The sequence below is a fragment of the Saccharopolyspora sp. SCSIO 74807 genome, assembly GCF_037023755.1.
GTDB lineage: Bacteria > Actinomycetota > Actinomycetes > Mycobacteriales > Pseudonocardiaceae > Saccharopolyspora_C > Saccharopolyspora_C galaxeae.
The window spans coordinates 1,220,489-1,236,790 of record NZ_CP146100.1 but is presented as its reverse complement, the minus strand read 5'-3'; the positions used below and the strand labels follow the sequence as shown (position 1 = coordinate 1,236,790).

Annotated in this window: 12 protein-coding genes; 8 read left to right on the top strand and 4 right to left on the bottom strand. The window is 70.9% G+C overall.

From position 1 onward, the window contains the following. Nucleotides 1-134 precede the first annotated feature (134 nt). Nucleotides 135-1,727 (top strand): benzoylformate decarboxylase, encoded by a 1,593-nt coding sequence (mdlC, locus tag V1457_RS05460; protein WP_338601008.1) that lies wholly within the window; start codon nucleotides 135-137, stop codon nucleotides 1,725-1,727. A gap of 181 nt (nucleotides 1,728-1,908) precedes the next feature. Here mdlC and V1457_RS05455 read toward each other — a convergent pair whose 3' ends face one another. Genes V1457_RS05455 through V1457_RS05445 form a run of 3 tightly spaced genes read right to left on the bottom strand, consistent with a single transcriptional unit; the run spans nucleotide 1,909 to nucleotide 4,249 of the window. After that, complete coding sequence (locus V1457_RS05455) at nucleotides 1,909-2,679, bottom strand: ABC transporter ATP-binding protein (protein ID WP_200068370.1); 771 nt, start codon at nucleotides 2,677-2,679, stop codon at nucleotides 1,909-1,911. 2 nt (nucleotides 2,680-2,681) lie between these two features. Continuing rightward, the gene (locus V1457_RS05450; protein WP_295148058.1) at nucleotides 2,682-3,485 is read right to left on the bottom strand and encodes an ABC transporter permease; all 804 of its coding nucleotides are present in this window, start codon (nucleotides 3,483-3,485) and stop codon (nucleotides 2,682-2,684) included. Next, nucleotides 3,482-4,249, bottom strand: a complete 768-nt coding sequence (locus V1457_RS05445) for an ABC transporter permease (protein ID WP_200068372.1) — start codon at nucleotides 4,247-4,249, stop codon at nucleotides 3,482-3,484. Before V1457_RS05445 ends, V1457_RS05450 begins: the two co-directional genes overlap by 4 nt. Before the next feature lie 819 nt (nucleotides 4,250-5,068). Between V1457_RS05445 and V1457_RS05440 the strand changes: the two genes are divergently transcribed. The 5 genes from V1457_RS05440 to V1457_RS05420 all read left to right on the top strand — a co-directional run bounded on the left by V1457_RS05440 (nucleotide 5,069) and on the right by V1457_RS05420 (nucleotide 11,674). Then, the gene (locus V1457_RS05440; RefSeq protein WP_338601000.1) at nucleotides 5,069-8,515 is read left to right on the top strand and encodes a nitrate- and nitrite sensing domain-containing protein; all 3,447 of its coding nucleotides are present in this window, start codon (nucleotides 5,069-5,071) and stop codon (nucleotides 8,513-8,515) included. Nucleotides 8,516-8,535: 20 nt separating this feature from the next. Continuing rightward, nucleotides 8,536-8,943 (top strand): roadblock/LC7 domain-containing protein, encoded by a 408-nt coding sequence (locus V1457_RS05435; protein WP_200068700.1) that lies wholly within the window; start codon nucleotides 8,536-8,538, stop codon nucleotides 8,941-8,943. Between the two features lie 40 nt (nucleotides 8,944-8,983). Next, nucleotides 8,984-9,799, top strand: a complete 816-nt coding sequence (locus V1457_RS05430) for a DUF742 domain-containing protein (protein WP_200068374.1) — start codon at nucleotides 8,984-8,986, stop codon at nucleotides 9,797-9,799. Then, nucleotides 9,780-10,415, top strand: a complete 636-nt coding sequence (locus tag V1457_RS05425) for an ATP/GTP-binding protein (protein WP_200068375.1) — start codon at nucleotides 9,780-9,782, stop codon at nucleotides 10,413-10,415. The genes V1457_RS05430 and V1457_RS05425 overlap by 20 nt, the downstream gene beginning before the upstream one ends. A gap of 272 nt (nucleotides 10,416-10,687) precedes the next feature. After that, nucleotides 10,688-11,674, top strand: a complete 987-nt coding sequence (locus tag V1457_RS05420) for a methyltransferase (protein WP_338600994.1) — start codon at nucleotides 10,688-10,690, stop codon at nucleotides 11,672-11,674. 169 nt (nucleotides 11,675-11,843) lie between these two features. Here the strand turns inward: V1457_RS05420 and V1457_RS05415 are convergent, their stop codons facing one another. Continuing rightward, nucleotides 11,844-14,105 carry a helicase-associated domain-containing protein gene (locus V1457_RS05415; protein ID WP_338600991.1) on the bottom strand — a complete coding sequence of 754 codons (2,262 nt, stop codon included), beginning with the start codon at nucleotides 14,103-14,105 and terminating at the stop codon, nucleotides 11,844-11,846. A gap of 179 nt (nucleotides 14,106-14,284) precedes the next feature. On the opposite strand from V1457_RS05415, the gene V1457_RS05410 reads away from it, so the two are divergent. Together V1457_RS05410 and V1457_RS05405 are read left to right on the top strand one after the other, a co-directional pair. Next, nucleotides 14,285-14,461: a hypothetical protein gene (locus tag V1457_RS05410; RefSeq protein ID WP_200068378.1), complete on the top strand. Its 177-nt coding sequence runs from the start codon at nucleotides 14,285-14,287 to the stop codon at nucleotides 14,459-14,461. A gap of 281 nt (nucleotides 14,462-14,742) precedes the next feature. Beyond that, nucleotides 14,743-16,197 carry an NAD-dependent malic enzyme gene (locus V1457_RS05405; RefSeq protein ID WP_200068379.1) on the top strand — a complete coding sequence of 485 codons (1,455 nt, stop codon included), beginning with the start codon at nucleotides 14,743-14,745 and terminating at the stop codon, nucleotides 16,195-16,197. Nucleotides 16,198-16,302 lie beyond the last annotated feature (105 nt).

Here is a 16,302-nt window from a genome sequence, read left to right as displayed (position 1 = left end):
CCCGAACGTGTCAAGATGATCTTCTTTTTGGTGACGAGGCGTGTCGAGTATTCGACATCGCGTAGCGTCGGCGGTTCGGGTGCCGGATTTTTCTCCCGCTGCGGGAAAAATGTGAATGGTTCGGGAGGAAGCTGATGGCCGACGCCGCCGTGCCGACCGTGCGCGACGTGACCCGCGGGTTGATGCGCGAGCTGGGACTCACCACGGTCTTCGGCAACCCGGGCACGACCGAGGTGCCGTTCCTGGACCAGTGGCCGGACGACTTCCGCTACGTGCTGGGGCTGCAGGAGTCGGTGGCCGCCGCGATGGCCGACGGCTACGCGCAGCAGACCGGCAACGCGGTGCTGGTCAACCTGCACTCCGCAGGTGGGGTGGGGCACGCGCTGGGCGCGGTGTTCGGCGCCTACCGCAACCGCACGCCGATGATCGTCCTCGCCGGTCAGCAGGTTCGGCGGTTGCTGCCGCACGATCCGTTCCTGGGCGCGACCGAGGCGCCGGAGTTCCCCAAGCCGTACGTGAAGTGGTCGCTGGAACCCGCCCGCGCCGCGGACGTTCCGCTGGCGCTGGCCCGCGCCTACCAGCTGGCGATGCAGGCGCCGCGCGGTCCGGTGTTCCTGTCCGTGCCCGCCGACGACTGGGACGAGCCCGGTGAGCCCGTCGAAGCACCCGCGCCGATCGCCCAGCCCGGCGCGGACCCGGCCGCGATCAGCGAGTTCGCCGACGCGCTGCGCTCGTGCCTGCGGCCCGCGCTCGTCGTCGGGCCCGCGGTGATCGAGGAGGGCGCGGTGCGCGAGATGGTCGAGCTGGCCGAGCGGACCCGCGCGGCGGTGTGGCTCTCGCCGATGGTCTCGCGCTCGTCGTTCCCGGAGACGCACCCGCAGTTCGCCGGATTCCTGCAACCCTCCGAGGCCGCGGTCGCCGCTGACCTTGCCGAGTACGACCTCGTCGGAGTCTTCGGGGCGCCCGCGTTCACCTACCACGTGTTCCGCGGCGCGGCCGAGCGCGAATGGCCGTCGAGCTTCTTGATCAGCGACGATCCGCAGATCCTCGCGCGTGCCCAGCACACCCGGGGCATCCGCGCGGCGCTGGGACCGGCGCTGCGCCAGCTGCTGCCGGAGCTGCCGCAATCCGAACGGCCGCTGCCCACCGGCAGGCAGCTTCCCGAACTGCCGCCGCTGACCAGCCCGCCACCGGCCGAGCACGTGCTCAGCGTGCTGCGCGAACAGCTGCCCGCGGACGCCGTGGTGGTCACCGAGGCGCCCACGCACAAGCAGACGATCCAGCGCTTCCTGCCGTTCGACTCCCCGGAGCAGGACTTCCACGCGGGTGCCAGCGGTGCGCTGGGCTACGGCATCTCCGCGGTGGTCGGGTCCGCGCTGGCCACCCGGCGCCCGGTGGTCGGCGTGCTCGGCGACGGCGCGAGCATGTACGGCATCCAGGCGTTGTGGACCGCGGCCCAGGAGCACGCGTCGCTGACGGTGCTGGTGCTGGACAACGAGGAGTACGCGGCGGTGCGGCTGCTCGGCGAGGTGGGCGAGGACGGCAAGATGCCCGGTGTGCGCCTCGGTGGCATCGACTTCGTGGCGCTGGCGCAGGGCATGGGCTGCGCGGCGCGGCGGGTGGACGACCTGACCGAATTCGATCGGGAACTGCGCGCGGCATTGGCCGAATCCGGCCCGACCGTGCTGCACGTTCCGGTCGCCCCGAGCGGGCGCCGGATGTATTGATCCGCGGTTCCGGGCGGCGCCGGGAAATGATCGGCGCGCCGGTCGGCGCATCGGGTCGAATGATTTCCCCAGAATTCGCGATTCGGCGCCCGCGCCGCCGCCCGGGTCATTCGCGGGCGAATGGCCCGAACTTCCCGGTATTTCCGGGAAGTGTGGGGAATTTCCCGGTTGCCGGGCTCGATCAGTTGGCTGCGGTCTCCGCGCGACCGGACTGCAACAGTTTCGCCACGTGACTACGGAGCGTGATGAACCCGTCGGATGCCCGGGTGCCGATCTGGTCGCGCTCGGAACCGAGGTCGACGTCCAGGTCGGCGACGACTTCCGCGGGCGAGCGGGACAGCACCAGCACCCGGTCGCCGAGGTAGACGCTCTCGTCGATGTCGTGCGTGACCAGCAGGATCGTGCTGCCGTACTGCTCGCGCACGGACAGCAGCAGGTCCTCCAGCTCGAACCGGGTCTGCGCGTCGACCGAGGCGAACGGTTCGTCCAGCAGCAGCAGCTCGGGCCGGGTCGCCAGCGCCCGCGCGATCGCCACCCGCTGCTGCATCCCGCCGGAGAGCTGCCACGGGTACTTCTTCGCCGCGTCGGCCAGACCCACCCAGGACAGCGCTTCCGCGGCCCGCTCGCGCCGCTTCACAGAGCGCGTGCGCAGCGGGAACTCCACGTTGCCGCGCACCGTCATCCACGGGAACAGCGAGCGGCCGTAGTCCTGGAAGACCACCGCGAGGTCCTCCGGCACGCCGTCGATCTGCTCGCCGCGCAGCGCCACGCGGCCGCTGGTGGGTCGTTGCAGGCCGCCGACCAGCCGCAGCAGCGTCGACTTGCCGCAGCCGGACGGACCGACGATGCAGGTCAGCTGCCCCTCCTCGACCGTGAAGCCCAGGTCGCGGATGGCGACGTGGCCGCCTTCGTAGGTGTGGCCGAGCCCGGCCACCTCCAGCATCGTGCGCACAGTCATCCTTTCGCTCGCGCGGGGTCGGCGGAGCCGTGTTGCCAGGTGAGCGCCCGCCGCTGCACCGCAAGCAGCGCGGTGTTGAGCAGGTAGCCCAGCAGGGCCAGCAGCACGATTCCCGCCCACAGGTCGGCGAACTCGAACTGCTGCTGGGCGTAGACGAGCTGGTAGCCGAGGCCGCTGCTGGCGCCGACCATCTCGGAGACCACCATCAGGATCAGCGCCTGCGACAGGCTGATCCGCAGCCCGGCGAAGATCTTCGGCGCGGCCGCGGGCAGCACGATCCGGCTCCACCAGTCCCACCGGCCGATCCGGAAAGCGCGGGCGGTGTGCTGCTTGACCGCGTCCACCGAGGCCGCGCCGTCGGCGGTGTTGAGCACCACGGTGAACACCGTGCCGAACACGATCGTCGCCAGCTGCATCGGCGTGCCCAGCGTGAACAGCACCAGGAACAGCGGCACCAGCGCCGGAGTGGGCACCGACCGGAAGAAGTCCAGCAGCGGCCCGAAGTAGTCGGTGGCCCGCCGGGAGCGGCCGAGCGCGACGCCGATGGCGACCCCGGCCGCACCGGAGATCAGCCAGCCGCCGAACAGCCTGCCCAGGCTCGGCAGCACGTCCCGGAACACCGCGTCGGTCAGCCACAGCTGCTCGGCGGGCCCGGTCAGCCACAGCTGCCATGCGTGCGCGGCGATCCGCGTCGGTGGCAGGAAGTACACGCTGCCCGCGGCGCGCGTGACGATCTCCCACGCCACCAGCAGGACCAGCAGCAGGCCCCACTTGCCCAGGAACTTCCGCAGCGACTTCACAGTTCCTCCCGGCTCGTGGCCCAGCCGAACAGCCTGCGCTGGAGCTGGTGCAGGCCGGTGTTGATCAGGTAGCCGAGCACGCCGACGATCACCGTGCCCGCCAGCACCAGGTCCATCCGCCCGCCGCCGGAGCTGGCCTCCAGGATGAAGGTGCCCACGCCGCGCGCCCCGCCCGCGATCAGCTCCACGACCACCACCACGACCAGCGCGATCGACGCGGAGACCCGGATGCCGGTGGCCACGAACGGCGCCGCGTGCGGCAGCGCGACCGTGCAGGCCGTGCGCAACCTGCTGAACCGGAAGGACCGGGCGATGTCGGTGTAGAGCGGGTCCATCTCGTCCAGCGCGTACATCGTGTTGAACAGGATCGGCCACACCGCCGCGTAGGTGGCCAGCGTGATCTTGGTTCCGGGTCCGCCGCCGAGCAGCAGCATCAGCAGCGGCAGCAGCGCCACCGCGGGCAGCGGGCGCAGGAATTCCACGACCGTCAGCATCGCCGTGCGCGCGGGCCGGACGCTGCCGAGCAGCAGTCCGAGCGGGATCGCGATCAGTGCGGCCAGTCCCACCGCGATCAGGAACGTCAGCACCGTCGCGACGCTGTCCAGCAGGAAGTCGGTGTCGCCGGCCAGCAGCTCGGCGGCTCGCGGCAGCACTGTCGACGGCGGCGGCAGGTAGCGGGCGTCGAGCAGGCCGATCGCGCAGGCCAGTTCCCAGACGGCGAGCAGGCCGGCCAGTCCGGCCAGGCCGCGGGCGAGCCGGGCCATGTCAGTCCCCACCCGGAAGCGCGGCGGCGCGGCGGCCGGGACTCGGTGCTGGGCTGCGCATCTCGGTCGTTTCTCCTCGGTCGGCGCGGGCTCCGCGGCGGTGCGGGCGCACTCGCAGCCGGTGCGGGGTCCGGCCGCCAGGGCGCGGGTGTTGATCTACTGTTGATCAACGTTCGGTTCGACGCTGATCACCTAGAGTGATAAGCGAGCCGTTTCGGGGAGCGTTGCGCTACCCGTTCGGCCGACCGGATCAGGTGTCGATGAACCGACGGCGAGGGGATCATGCCCGATGTTCATCGACTCGCCGAATCGACGGACACCTTAAGTGATAGGCCGAACGAGTGGCGGCATGGGCGTGACGAGCCAGAGCGACGGACTGAAAGCTACGCGTAGTGATCAGCGAGCCGAAGACGCACGTACACTCCTCTTTGGAGTGAACGTTATGCGGGTAGGTTACCTACCGTGTCCTTACCCACTTCCCCGTCGATGGTCCTCGCAAGTACCCTGTGCTGCGCTGGAACCCATGGCGTCCGGCGACCGTCCCAGACGGGAGCCGGTTCGCTGATCAGCCGAAGAAATGCCCGCTGAACTGCGGGTTCGTTCCTCGGTGTGATCGAAGTGTAGATTTTCGCAAGCGGTGCGAGCCTCCGCTGTTGTCGAAAGAGGAAGCCTGGAGTGGCCCGAGGAGACACAGGTCGCGAGCGCCTGAGCCGCACGGAACAGGCCGACGCCGATATCCACCACATGGGCGAGGCGCTCGGTACCGGAACTCAGTCGCTCGGCACCGGAGGTCGGAGCGATTCGCTCGGCCTCGGAACCGTGCAGCCGCGAACCGGTCAGGGGGACGGCGAGGGCGACTGGCGGCTGAGCAACTGGAGACTGCGCACCAAGCTGCTCGCGGTCCTGCTGATCCCGCTGCTCAGCGCAGTGGCGTTCGGCGGGCTGCACATCTGGGACGGGTTCGCGGAGTCCAACACCTACCAGCGCGCGCACGAGCAGGTGCGGCTGCAGAACGCCATGAACGGGCTGGTGCACCAGCTGCAGCGGGAACGCGACCTCTCGGTCTCCCGCGTCGCGGACGGCCGCTCGGCCGACCCGGCCGCGCTGAACCAGACCCGCTCGGCCGTCGATCAGGAACTCACCGGTCTGACCGGCCTGATCGACGCCTCCGACCCGGCGGTCAGCGACCAGTTCCGCACCGAAGCGCAGAACGTGCAGTCGCGGCTGAGCAGCCTGCGGCAGTCGGTCGACAGCACCAGCTACCCGGCCGAGGGGGTGCTGCGCAGCTACACCCAGAGCATCACCAGCCTGCTGAAGCTGAACCTGCAGGGCGTCACCGGCATCCGGGAACCGGAGCTGCAGCGGCTGGCCCTGGCCACGAACGCGATCGCGGACGCGCAGGAGGCCGCTTCGACGCGCGCCGCGCTGCTCAACGACGCGATCCGATCCGGGCAGTTCCGCACCGAGCAGGACCGCGAGCTGCTCTCGGCCGACGCCCGCTACGAGTCCGCGCTGAACTACTTCACCGCCGTGGCCAGCCCGGTCCAGGCGCAGCGCTACCAGGACACCGTGACCGGCGCCGAGGTCGACCGGGCGAACAGCATCGCGCAGACCGCGCTGGCGTACGACTCGGACAACCGCAACCTGCGTTCGCTGAACCCGCAGGAGTGGGACACCGTCGCGGACAAGCAGGTCAACCTGGTCAACCAGGTCGGCGACGAGCTGCGCGGCCAGCTGGAGCAGGCCAGCCAGCAAGCCGCGTCGAACGCGCAGCAGCGCACCATCCTCGCGACGGTCGCGACCCTGCTCGCGCTGATCGCCGCGCTGGTGGTGGCGTTCGTGGTGGCCCGCCAGCTGCTCGGTTCGCTGCGCACGCTGCGGCATTCCGCGTTGGACGTGGCCGACCGGCGGCTGCCGGACGCGGTCCAGTCGATCCTGAGCGAGGCGGGCCCCGGCGTCACGCACGTCGAGCCGATCCCGGTGCACAGCAACGAGGAGATCGGCAGGGTGGCCCGCTCGTTCGACGCGGTGCACTCGCAGGCGCTGCGGCTGGCCTCCGAGCAGGCGCTGCTGCGCAACAACGTCAACGACCTGTTCGTCAACCTGGCCCGCCGCAGTCAGACGCTGGTGCAGCGCCAGCTGTCCGTGATCGACCGGCTGGAGCAGGACGAGCAGGACCCGGACCAGCTCTCCAGCCTGTTCGAGCTGGACCACCTCGCGACCCGGATGCGCCGGAACAACGAGAACCTGCTGATCCTCGGCGGCACCGACCTGACCCGCCGGATGGTGCGGCCGGTGCCGCTGACCGAGGTCGTGGGTGCCGCGGTCTCCGAGGTGGAGCAGTACACCCGGGTCGCCGTCGCCGATTCGCCGGACCTGGCCATCCAGGGCCGGGTGGTCAACGACTTCGTGCACCTGGTGGCCGAGCTGCTGGAGAACGCGACGGTGTTCTCCAACCCGGACACCGAGGTCACCGTGCGCACCGCCTACCGCAGGCAGGAACTGGTGCTGGAGATCCGGGACCGCGGGGTGGGCATCGACTCCGCCGAGCTCAGCGAGATCAACGAGCGGCTGACCAGGCCGCCGGAGATCGACGTCGCGGTCTCCCGCCGGATGGGCCTGTACGTGGTCGGGCAGCTGGCCCAGCGCCACGACATCCGGGTGGACCTGCGCAACAACGGTGACCTGGAAGGCGGCGTGACCGCCAGCGTGCGGCTCTCCGGTGAGCTGGTCGTGCAGCTGACCCCGGACGGGCCGCGCCCGATGCCGGACGTGCAGCGGGTTTCCGCGGACGACCGGGAGACGGTGGACACCGGCTCGCACGCGGGCTTGGCCGCGGCGTTCGGCGGCGCCGCTTCCGGGCGCGACCCGGCGCAGCAGCTGCCGCCGGCCGAAGCGGAACCGCAGGCGAGCTTGTCCGGTGCCGCGCAGTTCGACCAATTCGATCAGCCCCGGACCGGCCCGGCGCCGTCGGCGCCCACCGGCAAGGGCGCGATCGAGAAGGTGTTCGTCTCGCCGGAGTGGGTCACCGAGGACGACGACCCCGCCGATCAGCTGGACTCCGCGCCGATCGAGCCGAGCCCGCAGGCCGCGCGGCAGGAACCCGCCGAGCGGGAATCCACGCGGCAGGAGCCCGTCCGCCGGGAGCCCGAACCGGAGCGGTCCGAAACCTCGCAGCCCGAGCAGCCGGCCGCCGAACCGAGCACCGACTACTCGGTCCGGCTCGCCGCCCGGAACGACTACGGAGTCAGCGACGTGCCTCGCTGGGACACCGCCGAGCGGCCCGCGATCCGGGACGAACCGCCGGAGCAGGCGACCACGGAACAGCCCGCGGCCGACGCGTGGCCCGCCGAGCAGGCCGCCGCCGACTTCGACGGCCAGTGCGGCACGCCGCCCGGCCTGGACGGCGTGCCCGAGCACGGCGGCCTGGACGACGAGACGACCACGTTCAGCCGCGTCGACGATGCGCGGGAAGACCTGTTCAACAGCCCGTTCGAGGCCGAGAAGACCCAGCAGTTCGCCCGCCCGTCGGCCGACTGGGAACCGGCTTGGCAGCCGGCCGACCCACCGGCGCCGAACGGTGCGGGCACCGAGCCACCGCCGCTGGGCATGGCTCACCAGCACCGCGAGGCCGACGACGCGCCGACCGAGCGGTTGCCGATCTACGAGGCGGTGCTCTCGCAGTGGTTCCGGGAGGAAGCCGCCGAAGCTCCCTCCTCGGGCTCCCCGGAGACGACCGGTTCGCAGTCGTTGAGCCGCGACCCGCTGGGCGGGTTGGCGAACGGCCGCAGCCGGTCGCGCACCGAACCGGACTCGTCCGCCGAATCCGATTCGCGGGCCGCCCAGCCCGCGGCCGGGCAGGCCGAGCAGCCGGTCGGCCCGGACCCGACGGCCGGCGCCGACGCGCTGGAAGCCCCGAGCGGGTTCACGGCCACGCAGTCGGCCAGCGCCGATTCCGCGGACCCCGGCTGGGGCTCGGCGGACGTCGGCTGGCAGGCGGCCGAGGCGCTGGTGGAACACGCCAGGGGAGAGCAGGAGACCACCTCGGCCGGGCTGCCCAAGCGGGTTCCGAAGTCGAACCTGGTGCCCGGTTCCGCAGCGCCGCGGTCCCAGTCCCCGAGCCCCGCCAAGCCTGCGGCGCCGCGTTCGGCCGAAGCCGTTCGCGGACGAATGTCCAACTTCCAGAGCGGCGTCCGCCGTGGTAGGCACGCCAAGGCAGAACCAGTCTCGACCGAACCGCCCCGCCGTCCCGAGGAGCAGGAGTGACCGGGTCCGTGCAGCAACCCATGAGCCAGAACAGCTTCAGTTGGCTGATCACCGATTTCGTGCGCCGGGTACCCGGCGTCGCGCACTCCGTGGTGGTCTCCGCGGACGGCCTGCTGCTGGCCGGTTCGCAGGGCCTGCCGCGGGATCGCGCCGAGCAGCTGTCCGCGGTCGCGTCCGGTCTGGTCAGCCTGACGCAGGGCGCGGCGCGCTGCTTCGAGGCCGGTGACGTCACGCAGACCGTGGTGGAGATGGAGCAGGGCTACCTGTTCCTGATGTCGATCAGCGACGGCTCCTGCCTGGCCGTGCTGGCCGCGCCGAACGCGGACATCGGACTGGTCGCCTACGAGATGACCTTGCTGGTGGAGCGCGTCGGCAAGCAGCTCACCCCGGAACTGCGAGCGCAGCTGCAGGGCATGAGCAGGCGATGAGCTTCGCCTGGGAACCGGCGTTGATCGAGGGGGACTCGGCATGACCTCCGGGGCCGATCCGAACTGGGACGGCGACCTGTTCCGCAACTACCACCGGCGTGGCGGTGCCGACTCCTGGCAGGACGACTTCGTGGACGATCCGCGCGGCGGGCAGCCGGACAACTGGCCGGGCACGACCGGCGGTTCGGATTACGGGCGCGCGTTGTTCGGCGGGCCGGGAGCCGACCTGTTCGGTTCGGGAGCGTCGTCCTCGTCGATGCCTTCGGTTTCCGGTTCGGTGCCCGGCACGTCCGGGCACGGGCCCTCGTTCGACATGCCGCACGCCCAGGGCGCGCATTCCCGGGACGGCAGGCAGCGCCCGGATCCGCAGAACTGGGGTGACGGCGGGCCGCCGTCGGGCTCGATGCCGTCGTTGTCGCAGTCGTTGCCGCCGGTGTCGCAGTCGTTGCCGTCGGTGTCGTCGGGTTCGCTGCCCGCGATGCCGAACGGAGCGCCGGACCACGGGGAAATGCAGGACACCGGCTCGCTCGTGCGACCCTATGCCCGGACGCGGGGCCGCACGCGCACCGATTATGATCTTGCTATCGAGACGTTGGTCTCCACCAGCGACCGGGGCCGATCGCAGGCCAATCCGGCCACGCCGGAGCACCGCTCGATCTGCGGGCTGTGCCTGGAGGCGCGCTCGGTCGCCGAGGTCTCGGCCCACCTGCGGCTTCCGTTGGGTGTGGTGCGGGTGTTGATCGGTGACATGGCCGGTCTCGGCCTGGTCTTGATTCACGACAGCGGTTTGGTCGTGGGTGACCGTCCGTCGATGGAATTCTTGGAGAGGGTGCTCAGTGGGCTACGAAAGCTCTGATCCTCGGGCGATCGTGAACAACCAAAGCAGCGGCAAGACCTCGACCAAGATCGTCGTCGCGGGTGGCTTCGGGGTCGGCAAGACGACCTTCGTGGGCTCGGTGTCCGAGATCATGCCGCTGACCACCGAGGCGGTGATGACCGAGGCGAGCGTGGGGGTCGACGACCTGACCGCGACGCCGGGCAAGGTCACCACCACGGTGGCGATGGACTTCGGTCGCGTTTCGCTGGACGAGGACTTGATCCTGTACCTGTTCGGCACGCCCGGCCAGCACCGGTTCTGGTTCATGTGGGACGACCTGGTGCGCGGCGCGATCGGCGCGATCGTGCTGGTCGACACCAGGCGGCTGGCGGACGCTTTCGCGTCGATCGACTTCTTCGACGACCGGCAGCTGCCGTACATCATCGCGGTGAACACCTTCGACGGGGTGCTGCACCACGAGATGGAGGACGTGCGCGAGGCGCTGACGATCGACAAGTCGGTGCCGATGATCTCCTGCGACGCCCGCAACCGGGAGTCCACCAAGCACGCCTTGATCACGCTGGTCCAGCACGCCATGCGCCGCCGCCTGGCGGAGCCCGCGCAGTCGTCGGCGTCCTCGCAGACCAACAGCTGACCGGTTTCCCGTCGCCCGTACGGTGCGGTACTTCGGCACGAGCGAGCGATTCTTCCTGCACGTGCAGAAGCATTCCGAGTTCGAGGCCGACGGCCGCGCCGGTGCGGAATCGGACGGGATCATTCCATTCGCTGGGGCGAGCTGACCGCGTTCTACATCTCCGGGCACTCGTCCATCTGGTCCTGGTGCGCAGCAATCGGGCCAGGCGTTCCGGTTCGTGCGGATAACCTCCGGCAATGGATCAACGGGCGGCAGCACCTTCGATTCGTGCCATGGCCGATCTGGCCACTCCGATGGCGATACGGGTGGCGGCGACGCTGAGCCTGGTGGAACGGGCGGGCGGCGCGGGAGCGACGGCGGAACGACTGGCCGCCGAGACCGGGACCTCCGAGCCTGCGCTGTGCCGGTTGCTCGACCACCTGGTCGCGATCGGCGTATTCGATTTCGACGCGGAGTCCGGCCGTTTCCGGCCCACGGACCTCGGTGCCGGGATGAGCGGCGAGACGGCGGACGGGGTCAAGCCGTTGCTCGACATCAACGCCTCGGGCGGCCGTGCCGACCTCGCCTTCGTCGAACTGCTCGGGACGGTCACCACCGGTGCTCCGGCCTACCAGAGCCGGTACGGGCGCGATTTCTGGACGGATCTCGACGCGCATCCGCAGCTGCGGCGCTCGTTCGACGCCCAGATGAATTGGCGGTTCCAGGTGCAGCCCGCGCAGATCGCCGAACACTTCGACTGGACCCGTTTCGGCGAGGTGCTCGACGTCGGTGGCGGCAACGGGGTCGTGCTCGCGGCCGTCCTGCGAGCTCATCCCGGCTTGCGCGGGCAGGTCCTGGAGCTGCCGCCGACCGCAGCCGCTGCTGCCGCGAGGTTCGCTGCGGCCGGGCTCGATGACCGAGCGGGCGCCGTCTCCGGCAGCTTCTTCGACCCGCTGCCCGCGAGCGCCGACGCCTACCTGCTGTCCGACGTCCTGCACGACTGGGACGACGAGCACGCCCGCAAGATCCTGGCCGGGTGCCGCCGGGCCGCCGCACCCGGCGGCACCGTGGTGGTGATCGAGCGGGTGCCCGACCGCGGAGTCGACACCGCGATGAACCTGTTCATGCTGATGTGCTTCGGCGGCCGCGAACGAACGATCACCGAGCTGGCCGAACTCGCCGCCGGCTGCGGACTCGTGCTGCGCAACCGGGCCCCAGTGGCCGAAGGACGAACGGCACTCGAGTTCGGAGTCGCACCGGCGCCCGATGCCTCGGAGTGAACGGACCGTTGGTCCCACTGGATTTGCCCAACGTAGGAGCATCGAACGGTCCGTTCGCTCATCGCGCTACCGCTCGTGAGCCCTGCTCGAAGCGCGCCGGCGCCTGTGATCGAGCAAGAACCGGGCCTGGACCCATCGCCTAACCGGCATCGCCTGGCGAACCACCGGCTCATTCCTCCACCACGGCCACCGAAGTGATCCGGTGCAGCGGGTAGCGGCCGGGTTCGCCGGTGCCGCGGTCGACGCCTTGCAGGACTCCGCCGCCGACGCTGACCGGCTGCACCACCACCTGGCTGGCCACGCCGTTGGAGCTGACGAAACCGAGCCACACGCTGCGGTCCTGGACCGCCGCGTCGCGCAGGAGTTGCAGCGTGGCCTCCGCGCTCGGCCTGCCGCGCTCCGGGTGCATCGCGCTGCCGCGCCGGGCGGTGCCCGCGCGGTCGCCGGAGCGCAGTTGCGCGACGAGTTCGGTCAGCTGCTCCTCGTCCGGTGCCGACGGGCCCGGGGACGGCGCGGGAGCGGTCCTGCCGCGACCGCGCACGCGATGGCCCTCGGAGCGCAGGTCCAGGACTTGGCCGTCCGGGCCTTCGGCGGCGGGCGCGAACCCGGCGGAACGCAGCGCGTCCACCACTTCCGCCAGCGGCAGCGGGCTCACCAGCACGGTCGGGGCGATGCGGCGCAGCTGCAGCTCACCGATGCTCGGATGCGCCAGCACTTCCTCGAGCAGCACGGAATCGTCGCAGCGCAGGAAGGCCGATGCGGTCCCTGCGCGGAGCCTGCCGTGCCTGCGGGCCACGTCGTCGATCAAGTACGTCAACGACTGCGGCAACGGCGTGCGGGAGCGGTCGCGGAACAGGGCGTGCAGCTCGTCGGCGGTACGGCCGGAGTCCAGGGCGCGGCGCACGCTGCTGTCGCTGACGCGGTAGACGGTGGCGCTGCCCGCGGATTCCACGTCGGCGACGAGTTCCATGTCCGCGGCCAGATCCGGCTCCAGCCGCCCCGGCGCCACCACGGTCAGGTCGGCCTGCACGAGCACGTGGTCCAGCGGTTCCGGCAGCGCTTCGCCGAGCAGCTTCGCGGCTTGCGAGGTGTCGCCGAACAGCGCGGCGCGGCCCGCGGTGGACAGCGCACCGAGCGCGACGACGCCCAGCGCGGTCGCCTCGGACAACGTCCAGCGCACCAGGTCGTCGCGCATCCGCCCGCCGCGGCGGGGAGCCCGCCAGGCCAGCACCGCGGCGGCGTCGTCGGGTTTGCGCACGCCGTGGCCGCCGGGGAGTTCGTCCAGCAGGCTCAGGATCCGCATCCGGTCGCGCGGCGCCAGCGGCCTGCGCAGGTCCTCGGAAAGCGGGCCGAGCAGCCGGTCCTTCTCGTCGCGGGCGCCGATCAGGCCGGGCAGCCGCGGCATGTCCAACCAGGTGCTGGCCAGCGGAGCCCAGCGTTGCTCCGGGCCCGCGGCCAGCCAGGTGTCCGCGCCGTAGGTGAGCATCCACTGCGGCTCGTTGCCTTCCGAGGACGCGATCAGGTTCGCCGCCACCGCCAGCTCGACAAGCAGCGAAACCCGCGACTCGTCGACCTCCAGGGCCTTGGCGGCGCGGCGGATCTCGCGGACGCCGACACCGCCGGAACGCAGTACGTCGGGCGGTTCCTCGCTCCACAGGTGCAGCAGCGATTCCAAGTGCCGCAGCAGTTCCAGCACCTCACCGGCCGCCGTGGAGTCCACAGTGGATTGGCCGAGGTCGGCGAGGTCGAGCAGCGGCTCCTCCGGCTCGACCGCGCCCATCGGGTGCGCACCGCGCACCGCGAAGGCGAGCTGGCGGGGCAGCTCCACGGTCGCCGCGTCCCGGCGCAGCAGCAGGCCCTTCGCCAGCAGCCGCTGCACCGGGGTCTGGGCATCGGCGAGGGTGAAGTTGCGGCCCGCGTCCTTCGTGCTGCCCACCGGCTGATCGCCCGCGAGCTTGCCGACCAGGTCCCGCTCCTGCTGGTCCAGTGCGGCCAGCGCGGTGTGCGCCGCCGCTTCGGTCATGTCCTCGGCCGGTCGGCCCAGCCCCGCCGGGAACGTCGGCAACGACTCCCGCACCGCGGGCACCACCGACAGCTCTTCGTCCGCGCCCCAGGCCAGCGCGCGCAGCCGCAGGTCGGCGACGGATCGGCGGGTCCGCTGCGGAGTGACCTCGGCGCCCAGCAACTCCGCGACCGCGTCCAGCGGCACCGGGGCCGCATCCGCGTCCAGCAGCACCAGTGCTTCCAGCGTGGACAACGTGAACGAGTCCAGGTCCTCGCACGCCCGCGCCACCGAAGAGCGCACGCCGGCCCGCGTCGCCAGCACCGACGTGTCCGCGGGCGGGGGAGTGGCCAGGTCCGGCCGGGCGCGCAGCAGCGCGACCAGTTCCTCGTCGCCGCGTGCGCGCAGCGAGTCCGCGAGTGCAGCCATCCCGGCCACGATACCGAGCCGGATGCGCGTGCCCACGCGGTTCGTCCGGTGTGACGCGTGCGGGGTGGGGTTCGCTCGGGCGGCCCGGTCGGGCAGACTTGCATGGGAAGGCCGGATGACCTGGCCAGCAGACCCCGGCAAGACGACCCCGGCAAGACGACACAGCGCGGAGGGTGACCGTGGCAGGCAAGGCGAAGAAGGACCGCATCGACCCCGCGTGGCCGCAGGATCCGCACGCGGTCAGCGAGCTGGTCGCCGACAAGCAGGGCGCGTTGTCCCCGTTCGGCGGCACCACGTTCCCGCTGGACGAGGAGACCGTCCCGTACGAGCACCCGGTCACCGAGATCAACAAGTAGGCTCTCGCCGGAGCCTCCGGGCCGCGCCCTGCACGGGCGCGGCCCGTTTTCGTGTCGCACCCTGTCCCCGTCCGCATCGCGCGCGGATCCCGTTCGTCCCGATTCCATCCGGAGGCAAGGGGGTTCCGGCGGAAAAGGTGTTGGTCGTTGGTCACAAAGCGGAAAGTTCTGGAGATTTTCTTTGTAGGGTGAAGCCCGACCGCTTTGGCGGCACGCAGGGCTTGCCCTCCGGCGAGTTCTGTGCAAGAGCTCGAAGCTTCTCGCGTAACAGGGGTGTGACCATGCCGGTTCCAGGTCCGGGGTACTCGATCACGGTCCGGGTGGAGGCGCCGCCGTCGGCCAGCGCCGCCGGTGACCTCACCACCGCCATCGGCCGGGCAGGCGGGGTGCTCACCGCCTTCGACGTGGTCGAGTCGCACGCCGACCGCATCGTCGTGGACATCACCTGCAACGCGCTGTCGGCCGATCACGCCAACGACATCACCGACCGGCTCGGCGAACTGCCCGGCGTGCAGGTGCGCAAGATCTCCGACCGGACCTTCCTGGTGCACCTCGGCGGGAAGATCGAGGTGAACTCCCGGGTCGCGTTGGCCAACCGCGATGACCTCTCGCGCGCCTACACGCCCGGTGTCGCGCGGGTGTGCACCGCCATCGCGGCGAACCCGGAGGACGCCCGCAGGCTGACCGTCAAGCGCAACTCGGTCGCCGTGGTCACCGACGGTTCCGCGGTGCTGGGGCTGGGCAACATCGGCCCGGCTGCGGCGCTTCCGGTGATGGAGGGCAAGGCCGCGCTGTTCAAGAAGTTCTCCGGCGTGAACGCCTGGCCGGTGTGCCTGGACACCCAGGACACCGAGGAGCTGATCCGCACGATCGAACTGCTCGCCCCGGTCTACGGCGGCATCAACCTGGAGGACATCGCCGCACCCCGGTGCTTCGAGATCGAGGCCCGGCTGCGCGAGAAGCTGGACATCCCGGTGTTCCACGACGACCAGCACGGCACCGCGATCGTGGTGCTCGGCGCGCTGCGCAACGCGCTGCGAGTCGTCGGCAAGAACATCGAGGACTGCCGCATCGTGGTCTGCGGAGTGGGCGCCGCCGGTTCGGCGATCATCCGGTTGCTGCAGCACAAGAAGCCGCGCGACATCATCGCGGCGGACATCGACGGCATCGTGCACAGCGGGCGCGGCGACACCGACCCCAACCTGCGATCGATCGCCGCGAGCACCAACGCCGACGGTCGCACCGGCACGCTCTCGGACGCGATGCCCGACGCGGACGTGTTCATCGGGGTGTCCGCGCCGAACCTGCTCGGCGAGTCCGACGTGGCCGCGATGAACTCCGATTCGATCGTGTTCGCGCTGGCCAACCCGGATCCGGAGATCGACCCGCTGGAAGCGCGCAAGCACGCGGCGGTGGTGGCCACCGGCCGCAGCGACTACCCGAACCAGATCAACAACGTGCTGGCCTTCCCCGGGTTCTTCCGCGGGCTGCTGGACGCGCACGCGCACGAGATCACCGACGACATGATGATCGCGGCGTCGAACGCGATCGCCGACGTCGTCGACGGGGAGGAGCGGGTGAACGCTTCGTTCATCGTGCCCAGCGTGTTCGACTCCAACGTGGCTCCCGCCGTGGCGGAGGCCGTCCGCAAGGCCGTGATCGCCGGCCGCTCCGAGCCGCCTTCCCCCGGCGGCACCTCCCTGCCCTGGTCCATGGCCGAGGACTTCGACTACTGACCCGCCCGACACGCCCGCCCAAGCCCGTGTCCGCCGGTAAGTGAACGGCCTGTTCGCCCGGCTAGATTGGTCGAACGGTCCGTTCGCTCACGTCGTTGTTGGTCG